Origin of the sequence: Burkholderia latens (assembly GCF_001718795.1) — a bacterium.
GTDB classification, from domain to species: domain Bacteria; phylum Pseudomonadota; class Gammaproteobacteria; order Burkholderiales; family Burkholderiaceae; genus Burkholderia; species Burkholderia latens_A.
This window is the reverse complement of the sequence record NZ_CP013438.1, coordinates 1,997,254-2,014,097: the sequence shown is the minus strand read 5'-3', so window position 1 is coordinate 2,014,097 and position 16,844 is coordinate 1,997,254. Positions and strand designations below refer to the sequence as shown.

Sequence of the window (16,844 nt, the reverse complement as noted above, 5' to 3'; positions counted from 1 at the left end):
GGCGCTTAAGCGCAGACGTAGCGCAGCACGGTATCGGCGATCGTCTCGCGATGCCGCGCACGCAGCCGCGGCGCCGACGGATCGCGACCGAATGCGGCGCCGAACGTGTAGCGGTTCGACACGCGATGGAAGCAGAACGAGCTGATCAGCAGGTGCAGGTCGAACGCGTCGATGTCCTTGCGGAACACGCCGCTCGCCGCGCCGCGCTCGAGCAGTTCCTCGAGCGTCTTGATGATGCTGACGTTGCGGTTCTTGAACGACTTCAGCTGTTCGAGATACTTCGCGCCGTGGATGTTCTCGATCGACACGAGGCGCACGAAGTCGCGGTGCTTGTCGTGGTAGTCGAACGTGAATTCGACGAGCCTGCGCATGCCTTCGCGCGGCTCCATGTCGCCGACGTGCAGCTCCTGCTCGAGCTCGCGGATGTCGCCGTACACCTTCTCCAGCACGGCCTCGTACAGGCCTTCCTTGCTTTCGAAGTAGTAGTAGAGCATCCGCTTCGTCGTGTTGGTGCGCTCGGCGATTGCGTCGACGCGCGCGCCGGCGAGGCCCATCGCGGAAAATTCCTGCGTGGCGACGTCGAGGATGTTGCGCTTCGTTTGCTCGGGATCGTATTTGCGCCGCGCATCGGTCGCAAGCGCGCGGCTTTCGGACGTGGCAGCCTTGCTTCCAGCTTTCATGTGACTTTGTTGTGGGTTGGCGGCGGCATGGAGAAACCATTCTAGCATGCGGGAAATCCCCGCCCGGCCGACCTGCCGCTCTAATCGGCCGCGCGATTTGCGCTGTTGCCGCCGTCGTTCAGCGCCGATACGACGCGAGCGCGTCGCGGGCCTGGTACGCGGTGTAAGTGAGCTGCGCGGCGGCGAGGCCGGCAAGCCCGAACGTGCGTGTGAGCCCGAACGCGGCGAAGCCTTGCGGCACGGGTTGCTCGCCGGCCAGCGCGGCGGCGAGCGCTTCGCCGGCTACGGTGGTCGGTGCCATCCCGTGACCGCCGAACGCGATCGCATGCCATACGCCGTCGGCATCGCGGCCGATCTGCGGCATCTTGTGCCGCGCATAGCTCATCAGTCCGCCCCACGCGTAGTCGACCTTCACGCCGTCGAGCTGCGGGTACACGCGCAGCAGGTCGCGCCGCAGCAGCCGCGCGATCGCGTCGGGGCCGCGGTCGAGCACCGAGATCCGGCCGCCCCAAAGAATGCGCGTGTCCTTCAGCGGACGGTAATAGTCGAACGCGAAGCGCGTGTCGTAGATCGCATACGGCGCGTCGATCGCGTCGGGCAGGCGCGTGCCGAGCGGCTCGGTCGCGATCACGTAGGTCGCGATCGGCAGCACCGCGCGCTCGATGCGCGGCGACACGCCGCGCGCATAGCCGCCGCCGGCGAACACGACGTCCTTCGCGCGTACCGTGCCGTGCGCGGTGCGCACGTCGTAGCCGGCGCCTTTGCGCGCGATGCCGAGCGCGGCCGAGCTTTCGTACACGCGGGCACCGCCGCGCGATGCGGCGGCCGCGACGCCAAGCACGTATTTGAGCGGATGAAAGTGGAAAGCGTTCGGCTCGAACAGGCCGCCGTAGTAACGCTGCGTCTTCAGCCGCGCGCGCAGCGCGTCGGTCGCGACCGGCTCCCAGTCGACGTCGAATTCCTGCTTCATCAGCGTGCGCACGCCGTCGAGTCGCGACGAATCGTCGAACCAGTTCGCGAGCATCACGCCTTCGTCGACGATGTCGCAGTCGATTCCGTAGCGGGCGATCCGCGCACGGATCAGGTCGACCGCATCGACCGTCAAGCGGTACAGCCGCCGGCCTTCGTCGCGGCCGAGCGTGCGCAGCAGGTCGGCGTTGTCGAGGCTGTAGCCGCCGAACACGAAGCCGCCGTTGCGGCCGGACGCGCCGAAGCCGACCCGCTCGCCGTCGAGCACGACGACGTCGCGCACGCCGCGCTCGACGAGGCCCAGCGCCGTGCACAGGCCGGCGAGGCCGCCGCCGACGATGCAGACCTGCGTGTCGACGGCGCCGGCTAGCTGCGGATACGGCTGACGGGTAACGGTGGCTTCGTAGAAGTTCTGCATGCGGGTTCGGTGGCTCGTAACGGCGCGAAAAACGGACGGCGCGCGTCGATCTTGCCTGAACGCGCGCGCCGCGTCGAATCGGGTTTCAGCGCAGCGGCCGCCGCGCTCGAGCGGCGGCCCGCGTCCTGCCGGGCTCAGGCCCCCGGCGTCGGGTTGACCGGGGCGGCGACGTAGGCCGGATAGCCTGCGGCGGTCTTGCCTGTGGCGTCGTGCGTCGCATTGCGATCGATCCAGGGCGCGATCTCCATGTCTTCGTAACGCACCAGCCGGCATTTGCGCACCAGCGCGTAGCCAAGCCAGATCACCAGGAAGAACGGCAGGCCGATGTAGGTGGCGGCGATGCCGGCCCAGTCGATTTTGTCGGCGAGGAACGCCTGGTAGTCCTGGCCGAGCGCGACGATCGCGCACAGCACGAACGCGAACAACGGGCCGAACGGGAACCACTTCGAGCGGTACGGCAGCTGGTCGAGCCGGTAACCCTGTTTCAGGAAGCCCTTGCGGAAGCGATAGTGGCTGACCGCAATGCCGAGCCACGTGATGAACCCGGCCATCCCCGACGTATTCAGCAGCCACAGGTACACCGTCTTGTCGCCGTACAGCGACGTGAGGAAGCACAGCGCGCCGACGGCAGTCGTCGCGTAGAGCGCGTTGCGCGGCACGCCGCCGGGCGACAGCTTCGCGAACACTTTCGGCGCGCGACCCTCGACCGCGAGGTTGTAGAGCATCCGCGTGGACGCATACATGCCCGAGTTGCCGGCCGACAGTACGGCCGTCAGGATCACCGCGTTCATCACGCCGGCCGCAAACGCGAAGCCCGCGTGGCGGAACACAAGCGTGAACGGACTCACGCCGATGTCGGTGACGTCGCTTTTCAGCAGACTCGGGTCGGTGTACGGAATCAGCACGCCGATCACGAAGATCGCGAACACGTAGAACAGCAGGATGCGCCAGAAGATCTGGCTGACCGCGCGCGGGATCGTGGTGCGCGGATTCTCCGATTCGCCGGCCGCGACGCCGATCATTTCGGTGCCCTGGAACGAGAAGCCGGCGATCATCGCGACGCCGAGCATGGTTGCCCAGCCGCCCGCGAACGGCGCGTCGCCGATCGTGAAGTTGCCCCAGCCCGCGCTCGGGCCGCCCTGCATGATCCCGAAGATCATCAGCAGGCCGACACCGACGAACGCGAGCACCGTCAGCACCTTGATCAGCGCGAACCAGTATTCGGCCTCGCCGAAGCCGCGCACCGACAGCGCGTTGAGCGCAAAGATCACCACGAGGAAGAGCGCGCTCCACCAGACGCCCGGCACATGCGGAAACCAGTAGTTCATCACCAGCTGCGCGGCGACGAGTTCGACTGCGAGCGTCACCGCCCAGTTGTACCAGTAGTTCCAGCCGAGCGCGAAGCCGAAGCCTTCGTCGACGAATTTTGCACCGTAGGTCGCGAACGAGCCCGACACCGGCATGAACGCGGCCATTTCGCCGAGGCTCGTCATCAGGAAGTAGACCATCAGGCCGATCAGCATGTACGCAAGCATCGCGCCGCCGGGGCCTGCCTGCGAGATCGACGCGCCGGACGCGACGAACAGGCCCGTGCCGATCGAGCCGCCGATCGCGATCATCCGCAGATGGCGCGCCTGCAGGCTGCGGTGGAGAGACGGCTTCGCGGGCGGCGAGCCGGACGGACGGGGCGAGTCGGGGCGGGCATCTGAATGCATGGCGGGTGCTGGGCGCTGTCTCCGGAATTGTTCTTTGGCTGCGAAGGGCGACGCAGGGCCGGCCGCCGGCCTGGCAGCGACGCTGCTTCGCGCGCTTCGATCCGGCTCCCGCCGGGCCGCGGCGCGCGTTGCCTTCGCCTGTCGTCCGGCCGCCGTTCGGCAGCCGTCGGCGCGCCGGGTGCGCTGCACCTCGACGCCGCCCCGATTGTGGGTTCCGGCCGCGCGTGCGGCAACCGATATTTCTGCACAGGGTGATGCAGGTTTGTCATCAACCGGCGGTTCGCCACGGACGGGTGAGCGGCCCCTTCGCGTGCTTGGACGGGTCCAGCGGCCGCGCCGAAACCGGCGGTGTCGCGATGCCCGGTTGTTGCGTTTTAGGAATGAAGTCGTGAGTTAATATCAATAGCGGCCGGACTTGTGGGCACCGACAATGTGTCTCATGGATCGTGCCTCGCGAGGCTGGGGCGCGCCGGCCGGCCGCGGTTCCGGCGGCGCCGCGCGGTGCGCCGGCCTGCGTCGCGGACGCATCCGCTTGCACAGGGCGCGCGAACGCGCTCCAATCGAATCACGCGGGCGGCGCTGCCGCCGCACCGATCAATCTGTCCCTGAAGAGGAAGTGATGCAATTCAACGACATTCTTGCTGCGCTCGACATCGATCTCGCCCAGTGGAAAGGCAATGCGCTGACCGCGCGTTCGCCGCTCGACGGCGCGACGCTCGCGACGCTGGCGGTCGATTCGCCCGCCGACGCCGAGCGCAAGATCGACGCCGCGCACGACGCATTCCTCAAGTGGCGCACGGTGCCGGCGCCGGTGCGCGGCGAACTCGTGCGCGTGTTCGGCAACGTGCTGCGCGAGCACAAGGCGGAGCTTGGCCGCCTCGTCACGCTCGAAGCGGGCAAGATCACGTCGGAAGGCCTTGGCGAAGTGCAGGAAATGATCGACATCTGCGATTTCGCGGTTGGCCTGTCGCGCCAGCTGTACGGCCTGACGATCGCGTCCGAGCGCCCTGGCCACCGGATGATGGAGACGTGGCACCCGATCGGCGTGTGCGGCGTGATCTCGGCGTTCAACTTCCCGGTCGCGGTGTGGGCGTGGAACGCGGCGCTCGCGTTCGTGTGCGGCGACCCGGTCGTGTGGAAGCCGTCGGAAAAGACGCCGCTCACGGCAATCGCGTGCCATCAGCTGCTCGCCAAGGCGTTGCGCGAATTCGACAAGACGCATCCGGGCGTCGCGCCGGAAGGCCTGCATCAGCTGGTGCTCGGCATGCGCGACGTCGGCGAGGTGCTGACGTCGTCGAAGAAGGTGCCGGTCATCAGCGCGACCGGCAGCGTGCGGATGGGCCAGGAAGTCGCGAAGGTGCTGAGCCAGCGTCTCGCGCGCGGCATCCTCGAGCTCGGCGGTAACAACGGGATGATCGTCGCTCCGAGCGCCGACCTCGATCTCGTCGTGCGCGCCGTCACGTTTGCGGCAGTCGGCACGGCAGGCCAACGCTGCACGACGTTGCGCCGCCTGATCGTTCATCGCAGCATCGTCGATCAATTGCTGCCGCGCATCGAGAAGGCCTATGCGTCGGTGAAGGTCGGCAGCCCGCTCGAGGAAGGCACGCTCGTCGGCCCGCTGGTCGACCGCGCGTCGTTCGACGCGATGCAGAAGGCGCTCGCCGACGCGCGCGAGCAGGGCGGCGAAGTGAAGGGCGGCGAACGCGTCGATGTCGGTCATGCGGATGCTTACTACGTGCGTCCGGCCATCGTGCGGATGCCGAAGCAGTCGGCGGTGGTCGAGCGCGAGACGTTTGCGCCGATCCTCTACGTGATGGTGTACGACGACTTCGAAGACGCGATTGCCGTGCACAACGCGGTGCCGCAAGGGTTGTCGTCGGCGATTTTCACGAACGACATGCGCGAGGCCGAGCAGTTCATGTCGGCGGCGGGCAGCGACTGCGGGATCGTCAACGTGAACATCGGCACGAGCGGCGCGGAAATCGGCGGTGCATTCGGCGGCGAGAAGGAAACGGGCGGCGGCCGCGAGTCCGGTTCGGACGCGTGGAAGGCGTATATGCGCCGTGCGACGAATACGATCAACTACAGCCGGCAGTTGCCGCTGGCGCAGGGGGTGAAGTTCGACGTGTGATGGTGCGCGCCCTGCCGGGCGCGTCGCGCGTCGAATGACACGGGCCGGTTGCCGCGATGCGGTAACCGGCCCGTGTCGTTTCAGGCAATGAGCGGCGCGATGCGACGCCGGATCGCAAGCGCGCTCGCCCGGTCACGCGCTCACGATTCCTGCCGTGGGGCGCCGTCGCCCGACGGCATGTTCTGCACAACCAGCATCTGCGGCGTCGACAACGTGATCTTCGCCGCGCGCAACTGCTTCAGGATTTCGAACAGCAGGTCGCTCTTCGTCGAGCTGGCGATCCGCGGGCTCGACACGTAGCCGGTCACGCTGAGCGTGATGCCGTCCGGCGCGAGCTGGCTGAACGTGACCGACGGCGCCGGCTTGTCGAGAATCGCCGGATGTTCGCGGTACGCGTCGAGCAGCAGGTCGCGCACCTGCTCCGGGTCGGTGTTCAGCGGGAACGTCAGCATCAGCGTCGCGACGCCCTGCGTGCTGTTGCCCATCGTCACGTTGCGCACGTTCTGCGAGATCAGCTGCGAGTTCGGCACGATCACGGTCGAGCGGTCGCTGAGCTGGATCTCGGTCGCGCGCACGTTGATCCGGCGAATGTCGCCTTCGACGCCCGCGATGCTGACCATGTCGCCGACCTTCACCGGCCGCTCGGTCAGCAGGATCAATCCCGATACGAAGTTCTTCACGATCTCCTGCAGGCCGAAGCCGATACCGACCGACAGCGCACTGACGATCCACGCGAGATTGCTCCACTTGACGCCAAGCAGGCCCAGCGTCATCAGCACGAGCAGCACGTACCCGACGTTGGTGAACAGCGTGATGAGCGACACGCGCATGCCGGCGTCCATGCCGAGCGCCGGCATGAACTCGCCGTCGAGCCAGCGGCGCACCGAGCGCAGCAGGTAGAAGCCGATCGCGAAGCCGATTACGGCGTTCATGATCCGGTCGGGCATGATGTTCAGGCTCTGCAGCCGCTGCCCGCCGACCATCGCGACCGCGCTGTCGAGCAGGTCGCTCGGCGTCGTGCCGAAGCCGCCCGTCAGCAGCGCAATGGCCGCGACCAGCATGAGCAGGCTCGTGCCGAGGCCGGACACGACCGTGTGCGCCTGGTCCAGATGCCGGTCGTCAAGCGCGAACAGGTGCTTGATCTGCTTGCCCGTCGACAGGTTCACGGAGAACAGGCTTTCGCTCGCGTCGCGCGTCAGCTGCGTCAGGATGTAGACGCTGCACAGCACGATCTCGAACCATACGAGCTCGTACGTGATGAAGCGCGCGACCGTGATGTAGCCGATCAGCAGCGCGACCAGCGACACGACGATCGCGACCGTGACGCCGGCGTGGATCAGCCCCGCGAGCGTCGAACGGTCCTCGGGCGCCTCGCCGGACGCGGCAAGCGCGCTGCGCACGCGATTCGCGCGCAGGATCGACGCACCGACGGTCAGCGCGACGACCAGCGATACGATGCCGCGGCCAAACAGCGTGACGGACAGGCTCGTGTCGACGATCCGGTTGATCGATTCGATCGTGCCCGATATCAGCAGCAGCGCGGCCAGCACGCCCGGGAACGGCTTCATCGCGAGCGCGACGGGATCGGCGAGCGCGGGCAGCCGCCATGACGGATGTTTCGTGCAGAGCAGCGCACGGCCGAGGCCGGCGATCAGCGCGCACGTCACCGCGAGCTTCGCGAATTGGTCCCACAGATCCGTCATCGACGGCGTGAGCTCGTAGTGGCGCGCCAGCGCGAGGTAGAGGATCTGGACGGCGACCGCGGTGGCCAGCAGTGTCGCCAGCGCGGTCGACAGCGCGAGCGCGCTGCGTCGCAGCCGCGTTGGCGGCAGCCGGTTCAGGCACACCCACGCGAGCCCGCGTTCGACGATGCGGCGTCCGCCGAGCCACGCGGCGAGCGCGGCGATCAGCAGCAGCGTCGTGATCGCGCGCTGGCCCGGCGTCCACGACGAACGCAGCATGTCGCGCAGTTCGTCGTTGAAGTCCTCGAGCCGCCGGACGTCGTCAGGCGACAGATGGAACAGCGGCAGCCAGAACTGTGCGCCGAAGATGCTGCCCGAGCGGAACGCGAGCTGGTTCCTCAGCAAGCTGCGGTGCAGCTTCGCGAACTGATCGTTCAGGTTCGACAGGTTCGTCTTCTGGTCGGCCACCTGTTTCAGCGCGGCATCGATCTGCGCCTTGCGCGCGTTCAGCGCCGCCCGCTGCTGCGCGACCGCTGGCGTTTCGGGCGACGCCCCCGGCGCCGGCGGCGGCCCGAGCACGTCGAGCTGCGCCTGCACCTGCGTGCGCTGCGGAACGAGCTGGCTCTGCAGCTTGTCGACGTCGGCGCTCAGTTCCTGCGTCGCGTCGCCGAGCTCGTCGAGCTCCTTGCTGTTGGTCGCGGTCGACGTCTGCTGCTTGATGCGGTCCTGTTGCACCTGCATTTGCTTGAGCTGCGCGAGTGCGTCGCTCAGCGAAATGGCCGGCACGGGGACGCCGACGCCGCTCGCGCCCGGCGCGGACGCGGGAGAGGGGAACGCGGCCGCGGTCGCAATCGCCGCGAACTGCAGCAGTGCGATCAACGCGATCCGTCGTGCGTACGTGGAGAGTCGTTGCATGGACATGGAATACTTACGTTTTGCCGACGATGCCGGATGCCGAAAGGCATCCGGAAGCCGGGAGTTGGCCCGGTAGCATGTTACCGGGGTGCGGCGGCGCGGGGCGTGCCAATTCGGGCTCGGGCGGGGCGCGAGCGGACGTGCGGATGGTGGTCGGCACGCGGCCCGCGAGCCCATGCAGAGGCCGCCGCGGCGGTTGGCCGGGCGGTCGCGCGACCTCAATTCCCGACGCCGGCATGAACGACGAGCCCGACAGACAGTTACGCAATTTACATCTCGTTCCGCGCGAAAACGCGGTGCCGGAACCGGTTCACGTCGCGACGCTGCCCGTGCGGCGTGCCGGTACAATGCAGCGAATCATCCGACGGCGGCCTGCCGGCGCGCTGTACAACAACACACGACACGATCAGGAGACACGACCAAGATGGTCTCAACGGACAGCATTCCCGAGGCAGCTGCCTCGTCTTCCTCCATCGACCCCGGCTCGATCTCGGCACGCCTCGACCGCCTGCCGCCCACCCGCAGCGTCTGGAAGCTCGTCGTGCTGCTGAGCCTCGGCTTCTTCTTCGAACTGTACGATCTGCTGTATAGCGGCTACGTCGCGCCCGGGCTCGTGAAAAGCGGGATCCTGTCTGCGACCACGCACGGGTTGTTCGGCACCACGGGCGTCGCGAGCTTCATCGCCGCGCTGTTCTCCGGCCTCTTCATCGGCACGATCGCATGCGGCTTCCTCGCGGACCGCTTCGGCCGCCGCGCGATCTTCACGTGGTCGCTGCTGTGGTACACGGCCGCCAACGTCGTGATGGCGTTCCAGGACACGGCGGGCGGTCTGAACTTCTGGCGTTTCGTCGTCGGCCTCGGGCTCGGGGTCGAGATGGTCACGATCGGCACGTACATCTCCGAACTCGTGCCGAAGCAGATACGCGGCCGCGCGTTCGCGTGCGAGCAGGCGGTCGGCTTCGTCGCGGTGCCGGTGGTCGCGTTCCTCGCGTACCTGCTCGTGCCGCACGCGCCGTTCGGCGTCGACGGCTGGCGCTGGGTCGTGCTGATCGGCGCGCACGGCGCGCTGTTCGTGTGGTGGATTCGCCGCGAACTGCCGGAAAGCCCGCGCTGGCTCGCGCAACAGGGCCGCGTCGATGAAGCCGACCGCATCATGCGCGCGCTCGAGGCGAAGGTCGAAGCCGAATACGGCCGGCCGCTGCCGCCGCCCGCGCCGGCGGAACCGGTGCCGCCGCGCGGCAGTTTCCGCGACATGTGGGTGCCGCCGTATCGCAGCCGCACGATCATGATGACGATCTTCAACGTGTTCCAGACGGTCGGCTTCTACGGCTTCGCGAACTGGGTGCCGACGCTGCTGATCAAACAGGGCATCACGATCACGTCGAGCCTCATGTATTCGAGCGTGATTGCGCTCGCCGCGCCGCTCGGCCCGCTAATCGGCCTCGTGATCGCCGACCGCTTCGAGCGCAAGTCGGTGATCGTCGCGATGGCGGCGGCGATCGTGGTGTGCGGGCTGTTGTTCAGCCAGACGACGATCGGCGCGTTCCTGATCGTGCTCGGCATCGGTCTCACGCTTGCGAGCAACATCATGTCGTACAGCTTCCACGCGTACCAGGCCGAACTTTTCCCCACTTCGATCCGCGCGCGCGCGGTGGGCTTCGTCTACTCGTGGAGCCGGTTCTCGGCGATCTTCTCGTCGTTCGTCATCGCGGCCGTGCTGAAAGGCTTCGGCACGTTTGGCGTGTTTGCGTTCATCGCGGGCGCGATGGTCATCGTGATGGCAGCGATCGGGTTCATGGGGCCGCGCACGAAAGGCATCGCGCTCGAAACCATTTCGAAGTAGGCAACGGAGGGGGCGCGCATGTCGAGTGCGCGCGCACACGTGGCCGGAAATCGCGAACACGTCAGCCTGCGCTGCACCCGCGACGCAACCCGCAACGAGTTGAAACAAAGCGTGACCAAGCGCAAAATCCCCGCAAAACCGGGGGTTCGGCCCTGCGGATCCGTGTTCGCCCGAGTAGAATGAAAGACCTGACGACTCATTAGCCGCCATCGTGCCGGACGCGTTCATGCGCGCACGGCCCCACCGCGAAGAGGCGTCGGCGCCGGATGCCCAGCGTGTGTCCGGCGTGTCGATGGCTTGCGCGGAAGACGTGCCGCCGCCGCGTGCGGCGGCCGGTTCGGCCGATGGCCTCGATCGCATGACACTTTCCGACCTCGCGCGGCGTTTGTCCACACCGCGCCGCCGTACCCTCGCAGCCGCATCGATGTGGCTCGCTGCCGCTGTCCCGATTTCCATGCTCGTCGAGCAGCCGGCGTCGGCCGCGTCCGACGCGCCGGCGTCAGTTGCTACGCCATCCTCAGCAATGGCTTCGTCCGCCCATCCCGGTTCCGCCGCGCATTCGGCTTCGTCCGCGCATGCGTCGCCGGCAGCGACACCATCGTCAACCGCCTCCGCCGCACCTCACCACGCCGCGCCCGCGAGCGACGCATCGGCGCCCGCCGCGTCCGCTGCATCGCCGGCTTCTGCGGCATCGCCCGCATCGGCTGCGTCCGGCATGCCCGCGAGCGAATCAGAGGCCGCCGCACCGACGCCGCCGCGCCGGCATCCGCCGTTGTCGGCCGACGAGGCGAAAGACGCGACCGCACGCGCGATCGACATGCGCAAGCGCTTCCCGCAGGAAGTCACACGGCGCCTGAACGTGCCCGCGAGCGAACAACGTGCGTACGGCGAGCGGCTTCAGAAGGCGCTCGACGATGCGAACCTCGGCGACCTCGCAGGCGAATACGTCGCGATGGTCGATCGCGCGCCGAACGTGCAGGCACTGTTCATCTACTTCCGTGCGACGCCGAAGAATGAATGGCTGATGATCGGCGCGTCGCCGGTCGGCACCGGCTGGCCCGGACAGTACGATCACTTCCTGACGCCGCTGGGCGTGTTCCATCATTCGCCCGATCACATGGACTTTCGTGCGGAAGGCACGACCAACGACAACGGCATTCGCGGCTACGGGCAGCGCGACATGCGGATCTACGACTTCGGCTGGGTGGACGGCGAGCGTGGCTGGGGCAAGGGCGGCAAGTCGCCGATGCGCTTCCAGATGCACGCCACCGATCCGGACCGCCTCGAGCCGCTGCTAGGCATCCGGCACTCGAAGGGGTGCGTGCGGATTCCCGCATCGCTGAACACGTTCCTCGACCGTCACGGCATCCTCGACGACGACTACCAGGCGCGCGTCGAGGCGGGCAAGTCGCTGTGGGTGCTGCGCCATGATCGCGACATCACGCCGATTGCCGGCCGCTATCTGGTCGTCATCGACAGCGAACGCAAGACGCGTCCCGCATGGTCGCCGGCGCCGGGCCGCCACGCATGGTCGAAATTGCCGAAGAACGGCGACACGGCGGACTGACGAATGGCCGGCATTGCTGCCGGCCCGATTCAAGCGTGTCGGCGAGGCCGTTCATTCAGTGTGCGTAGCCGTGGGCCCTCTAGCGTGCGATGCACCGCCCGTGCGCGTTGCGATTCCTTCGGATCGGCCGCATGAAGCGCCATCGCGCTGCCGCGATCAGCGGAAAATCTTCAGCCAGTCGAACAGCCCGACATGCGGCCGCCGCCTCGGCACCGGCGCGGGCGCGCTGCGCGGCCGGAAGTCCGGCGAGAACTGCGCATGCGGATCGATTGCGCGTGCACGCAGCGCCGCATCGTAGAACGACCCGACGATCGGCAGCGCGCTGTGCGCGCCCGCGCCCCAGTAGTCGCTGCGCAGCGTCACGCTGCCGTCGTCGAAGCCGACCCACGCGCCGGCCACCAGTTGCGGATGCATCAGGATGAACCAGCCGTCCGTGTTGTCCTGGGTCGTGCCGGTCTTGCCTGCCACGTCGATGCGGATCCCGTAGCGCGACCGAATGTCGGCACCGGTCCCGTAGTCGACGACGCTGCGCATCGTGTCGACGAGCGTCTGCGCCGCCGTCTCCGGCAGCGCGCGTTCTGGCGGCGCGCTGCCGAACGCGGCGAGCACCTTGCCATCGCGATCCTCGATGCGCGTGATCATCTGCGGCGCGACGTACACGCCGCGGTTCGCGATCGTCCCGTACGCGGACACCATTTCCTTCAGCGTGACCGGGCTCGTGCCGAGCGCGAGCGACGGCACCGCGTCGAGCGGGCTGTCGCGCACGCCCATCGCGCGCGCGAGCTGCGCGACCTTCGCCGCGCCTTCGCGCTGCATCACCTGTGCGGTGATGCGGTTGCGTGACAGCGCGAGTCCGTCGCGCAGCGTCATCGGCGCGTCCGTCGGCGGCTCGGCGTCGGTCGGGCGCCACACCGCATGCGTGCCGATCGGGATCGCGACCGGGCGATCGACGAACGTATCGCCCGGACGCATGCCGTCCGCGAACGCGGCGCCGTAGACGAACGGCTTGAACGTCGAGCCGGGCTGGCGCCGCGCCTGCACGACATGGTCGAACGGCTCGCTGCCGAAGTCGGGGCTGCCGACCCACGCGCGGATCGCGCCGTTGCGCGGATCGATCGCGACGAAGCCGGCCTGCACCTGCGTCTTGCGCTCGCACAGCGCACGCATGAACGCGCGATTCGCGCCGAGCTGCTTCAGCGCTGCCGTATCGGCGAGTCCCGCGTCGCGCGCGGCGCGATAGTCGGGCGTCTGCCGGATGAAGCCGCGGAACAGGTCGTTGCGCAGCCCGCAGCCGGACGGGCCGCGCCACGCGCTGTCGGCGATCGCCTGCAGGCGGTCGGTCTGCTGCACGAGCGCTTGCGTTGCCATGTCCTGCAAGCGCGCATCGAGCGTCGTGCGCACGACGAGGCCGTCGGAATAGAGATCGTAGTTGTTGCGGTCGGCCCACGCGATCAGCCACTTGCGCAGCTGTACCGCGAAATGCGGCGCGGGGCCGGGCTGCGCTGTCTGCGGTTCGAAGTCGACGCGCAGCGGCCGCCGCTGCAGTTGCGCGAGTTGCCGCGGCGACAGCATGCCCATTGCGGCCATCCGGCCGAGCACGATGTTGCGGCGCTGAACCGCGCGTTCCGGATTCAGCACCGGGTTGTAGTAGCTGTTGCCCTTCAGCATCCCGACGAGCGTCGCGCTTTCGACGACGTCGAGATCGTCGGCCGATTTGCCGAAATAGGTGCGCGCGGCCATTTCGACGCCGTACGCGTTGTAGAGGAACGGGACGGTGTTCAGGTAGGTCTCGAGAATTTCGTCCTTGCTGTAGACGATCTCGATCTTGAATGCGGTGATCAGCTCCTTCAGCTTGCGCGTGAGCGTGGGCGCGCGCCCGACTTCGTCCGGGTACAGGTTGCGCGCGAGCTGCTGCGTGATCGTCGAGCCGCCCTGACGGCTGCCAGAAAACGTATGCAGCCCCGCCGCGAGCGTGCGGCGCCAGTCGATCCCGTGGTGTGCGTAGAAGCGATGATCCTCGGTCGCGATCAGCGCGTCGACCATGTGCGGCGAGATCTGCTTGAGCGGCACCCATTCGCGGTTCACCGGTCGGAACTCGGCGATCAGCTGGCCGTCGGCCGACAGCACGCGCGCCGGGCGGTCGATGCGCGCCTTGCGGATGTCGCCGATGCTCGGCGTGAACGGAACGAACGCGAGCAGCACGAGCACGCCCAGCAGCGGGATCGCGCCGACGGTCAGCGCGATCCCGCTGCGTGTCGGGTGGCGCACGCGCTGCCACGCGCCGACACCCAGCGCGCGGGCGCCGTCACGGCAGCGAACCGACAGATTGCGAAGAAACGGCACGAAGCGAGTCACGGCGGCGGGAGCCCGAGCGGAAAAGGCGCGATCCTAGCAAACCGGCCGGCAGCGGCTGTGACGAAAAGGCCGGTTTTCTTGCAAGATTTACAGACGATTACGTTTGTTGCCTGCGGCCAATCTTTGCGTGTAAATGCGCGCGGCGATTCGCCGGATCAGCGGCCCGCAGCCGCTTCGCCGATCACGTATGCGAGCCGCTGCGCGGCCGCCTCCATCAGCGCGCGCTCGAACCCGCCGAAACCGAGCACGAGGCCGCTGCGTTCGGTGCCCGGTGCGAACATCGGCGATACGGCCCGCACCGCGACACCGGCCAGCGCCGCGCGCGCGACCACGTCGACATCGTCGAGCCGTTGCGCGAGCCACAGTACGACGTGCATGCCCTGGTTGCCCGGCTGGAGCCACGCGAGCTCGCGCGGCAGTCGCGCGTGCAGCGTGTCGATCAGCAGCGCGCGCTGTTCTGCGTAGACGCCTCGCACGCGGCGGATGTGGCGGTCGAGGTGACCTTCGGCGATGAACGCGGCGAGCACGTGCTGATCGGCCGTCGGCGCGTGGCGATCCATCAGCACGCGCGCGCCGCAAAACGCCGGAACGAGGCTGTCGGGCGCGATCACGTAGCCGAGCCGAAGCGACGGGAACAGGATCTTGCTGAAGGTGCCGAGATAGACGACGCGATCCGGATCGAGCCCTTGCAGCGACGGAAACGGATGGCCTTCGTAACGCAGCTCGCTGTCGTAATCGTCTTCGACGACCCAGGCGCGATGCGTGCGCGCCCACCCGAGCAGCGCATTGCGCCGCGCCATGCTCATCGGCATGCCGAGCGGGTACTGGTGCGACGGCGTGACGAATGCCGCGCGTGCGTCGGGTGCGGCGCGGATGCCGGCTTCGACGTCGATGCCGTCCGCGTCGACCGGCACGCGCACCATCGCATCGCGCCGCCCGGTGCTGTCGAGCAGCGCGGTGATGCCGCGATACGCGGGATTCTCGACCCACGCGCGATCGCCCGCGCCGAGCAGCACCTGAGTCGCGAGATGCAGTCCTTGCTGCGTGCCGCTCGTGATCACGACCTGAGCGGCACTGCAGCGAACCGAACGCGACCGGCGCACGTGGTCGGCGATCGCTTCGCGCAGCGGCAATGCGCCCTGCGGATCCGTATAGCCGGACGGCGCGCCGTCGCCGCGGGCGCGCAAGCGGTTGCCGAGGCGGCGCCAGATGTCGTCGGGCGCGGTGGGGCCGGCCGGCACCGAGATCGCGAACGGCGCGGCCGGCAATGGGCGAAATTCGCGGGCGATCCGCGCGAACGTCGCGGCCGGCTCGGGCAAGCCGGTGGGCGCGCCGTGAGCGGTGCGCAGATGCGCCGCAGACGGCTCGCCGGGGGGCGCAGGCTTCGCCAGCGCGTTCGCGACCCGCGTGCCGGCGCCGCCGCGCGATTCGAGAAACCCTTCGGCGACAAGCTGCGCATACGCATCGACGACGGTTCCGCGCGCGACTTGCAGCGACGCCGCGAGCAGCCGCGTGGACGGCAGCAGGTCGCCGGGCCGCACGTCGCCGCGGCGCACCGCGTCGCGCAACGCCTGCGCGAGTTGACGGCTCAGATCGCCGGCCGCGCGGTCGAGCGTGCCGAGCGACGGGATTTCGACGATCCGGGCGGTTCTGGCCATGATTCTGGTCTGCTGAAATTGTTTGAAACTGGCTCTACAGAATAAACCAGATAACGCTCACAATCGGCGCATGCCGTGCCCGTTTCCGCCAGAACCCTGTCCGACCGTGGAGCCGCCATGTATGTCCCCGCCGATTTCGCCGAATCCCGTCCCGACGCGCTGCGCGAGCTGATCGTGCAGCACCCGTTCGGCAGCCTGGTCACGCATGGGAAGAGCGGCCTCGACGCGAACCATCTTCCGTTCGAGCTGGTGTCCGGCGATGGCGGCGCCGGCGAGTTGCATGCGCACGTCGCGCGGGCGAATCCGGTGTGGCAGGAGGTCGCGAACGGCGACGAGGTGCTTGTCATTTTCCGCGGTGGCGACGCCTACGTTTCGCCGAACTGGTATCCGAGCAAACACGTCACGCATCGGCACGTGCCGACCTGGAATTACATGGTCGTGCACGCGCACGGCCGCATCACGGTGCGCGACGACGAGAAGTTCGTGCGGGGCGTGGTTGCGCGGCTGACGCGCACGCACGAGGCGTCGCAACCGTTGCCGTGGAAGATGGCCGACGCGCCGAAGGACTATCTCGATGCGATGCTGCAGTCGATCGTCGGGCTGCAGATCGAGATCACGCGGCTCGTCGGCAAGCGCAAGCTCGGGCAGAACAGGACGGTCGACGATATGCGCGGTGCGGCCGATGCGCTGATCGCGGAGGGGCATTTCGCGATCGGTGAAGCGATGCTGGCGGAGGCCGACGCAAAGCGCTAGCGAGCGACGCACGGCGTGGGGGCGGCGAGGTCAAGCGACGGCGCGGAGCCGGGCGGGGCCGTAACGCGGAATTCGCCGCGCGTTGACGCGTCGCGGCGAAATTGCCCGTGTCGGGGTGGGTGTGTATCGTGCAGTGGCGTACTTGCCGTGACGGAACA

At 68.1% G+C, this 16,844-nt stretch carries 9 protein-coding genes and 1 pseudogene; 4 read left to right on the top strand and 6 right to left on the bottom strand.

Annotated features, from left to right (window positions below; translation table 11 throughout):
• Positions 1-5 precede the first annotated feature (5 nt).
• The 3 genes from WK25_RS28195 to WK25_RS28185 all read right to left on the bottom strand — a co-directional run bounded on the left by WK25_RS28195 (position 6) and on the right by WK25_RS28185 (position 3,782).
• A complete protein-coding gene (locus tag WK25_RS28195) occupies positions 6-680 on the bottom strand; it encodes a TetR family transcriptional regulator (RefSeq protein WP_040138704.1) in 675 nt (224 codons plus the stop codon).
• A 118-nt stretch (positions 681-798) separates the two neighbouring features.
• Positions 799-2,067 (bottom strand): NAD(P)/FAD-dependent oxidoreductase, encoded by a 1,269-nt coding sequence (locus WK25_RS28190; protein ID WP_040138703.1) that lies wholly within the window; start codon positions 2,065-2,067, stop codon positions 799-801.
• Between the two features lie 134 nt (positions 2,068-2,201).
• On the bottom strand, positions 2,202-3,782 hold the full coding sequence (locus WK25_RS28185; RefSeq protein WP_059548561.1) for an amino acid permease: 1,581 nt from the start codon (positions 3,780-3,782) through the stop codon (positions 2,202-2,204).
• A gap of 619 nt (positions 3,783-4,401) precedes the next feature.
• Between WK25_RS28185 and WK25_RS28180 the strand changes: the two genes are divergently transcribed.
• Positions 4,402-5,913, top strand: a complete 1,512-nt coding sequence (locus WK25_RS28180; protein ID WP_040138701.1) for an aldehyde dehydrogenase family protein — start codon at positions 4,402-4,404, stop codon at positions 5,911-5,913.
• A gap of 140 nt (positions 5,914-6,053) precedes the next feature.
• Here WK25_RS28180 and WK25_RS28175 read toward each other — a convergent pair whose 3' ends face one another.
• Positions 6,054-8,516, bottom strand: a complete 2,463-nt coding sequence (locus WK25_RS28175; RefSeq protein ID WP_069243342.1) for a DUF3772 domain-containing protein — start codon at positions 8,514-8,516, stop codon at positions 6,054-6,056.
• 418 nt (positions 8,517-8,934) lie between these two features.
• On the opposite strand from WK25_RS28175, the gene WK25_RS28170 reads away from it, so the two are divergent.
• Both WK25_RS28170 and WK25_RS28165 read left to right on the top strand, forming a co-directional pair.
• Entirely contained in the window at positions 8,935-10,353 is a 1,419-nt protein-coding gene (locus tag WK25_RS28170) for an MFS transporter (RefSeq protein ID WP_040138699.1), read from the top strand.
• 266 nt (positions 10,354-10,619) lie between these two features.
• Positions 10,620-11,920, top strand: a pseudogene (locus WK25_RS28165) (hypothetical protein).
• Between the two features lie 156 nt (positions 11,921-12,076).
• Here the strand turns inward: WK25_RS28165 and WK25_RS28160 are convergent.
• A complete protein-coding gene (locus WK25_RS28160) occupies positions 12,077-14,275 on the bottom strand; it encodes a penicillin-binding protein 1A (protein ID WP_069243341.1) in 2,199 nt (732 codons plus the stop codon).
• Between the two features lie 155 nt (positions 14,276-14,430).
• Positions 14,431-15,933 (bottom strand): PLP-dependent aminotransferase family protein, encoded by a 1,503-nt coding sequence (locus tag WK25_RS28155; RefSeq protein ID WP_069243340.1) that lies wholly within the window; start codon positions 15,931-15,933, stop codon positions 14,431-14,433.
• 117 nt (positions 15,934-16,050) lie between these two features.
• Between WK25_RS28155 and WK25_RS28150 the strand changes: the two genes are divergently transcribed.
• Positions 16,051-16,686 carry an FMN-binding negative transcriptional regulator gene (locus WK25_RS28150; RefSeq protein ID WP_069243339.1) on the top strand — a complete coding sequence of 212 codons (636 nt, stop codon included), beginning with the start codon at positions 16,051-16,053 and terminating at the stop codon, positions 16,684-16,686.
• The last annotated feature ends 158 nt before the right edge of the window (positions 16,687-16,844 follow it).

Coding starts and splice junctions, on each gene's coding strand:
- WK25_RS28180 (WP_040138701.1), top strand. CDS start 4,402: ATGCAATTCAACGACATTCTTGCTGCGCTCGACATCGATCTCGCCCAG.
- WK25_RS28170 (WP_040138699.1), top strand. CDS start 8,935: ATGGTCTCAACGGACAGCATTCCCGAGGCAGCTGCCTCGTCTTCCTCC.
- WK25_RS28185 (WP_059548561.1), bottom strand. CDS start 3,782: ATGCATTCAGATGCCCGCCCCGACTCGCCCCGTCCGTCCGGCTCGCCG.
- WK25_RS28155 (WP_069243340.1), bottom strand. CDS start 15,933: ATGGCCAGAACCGCCCGGATCGTCGAAATCCCGTCGCTCGGCACGCTC.
- WK25_RS28175 (WP_069243342.1), bottom strand. CDS start 8,516: ATGTCCATGCAACGACTCTCCACGTACGCACGACGGATCGCGTTGATC.
- WK25_RS28150 (WP_069243339.1), top strand. CDS start 16,051: ATGTATGTCCCCGCCGATTTCGCCGAATCCCGTCCCGACGCGCTGCGC.
- WK25_RS28195 (WP_040138704.1), bottom strand. CDS start 680: ATGAAAGCTGGAAGCAAGGCTGCCACGTCCGAAAGCCGCGCGCTTGCG.
- WK25_RS28190 (WP_040138703.1), bottom strand. CDS start 2,067: ATGCAGAACTTCTACGAAGCCACCGTTACCCGTCAGCCGTATCCGCAG.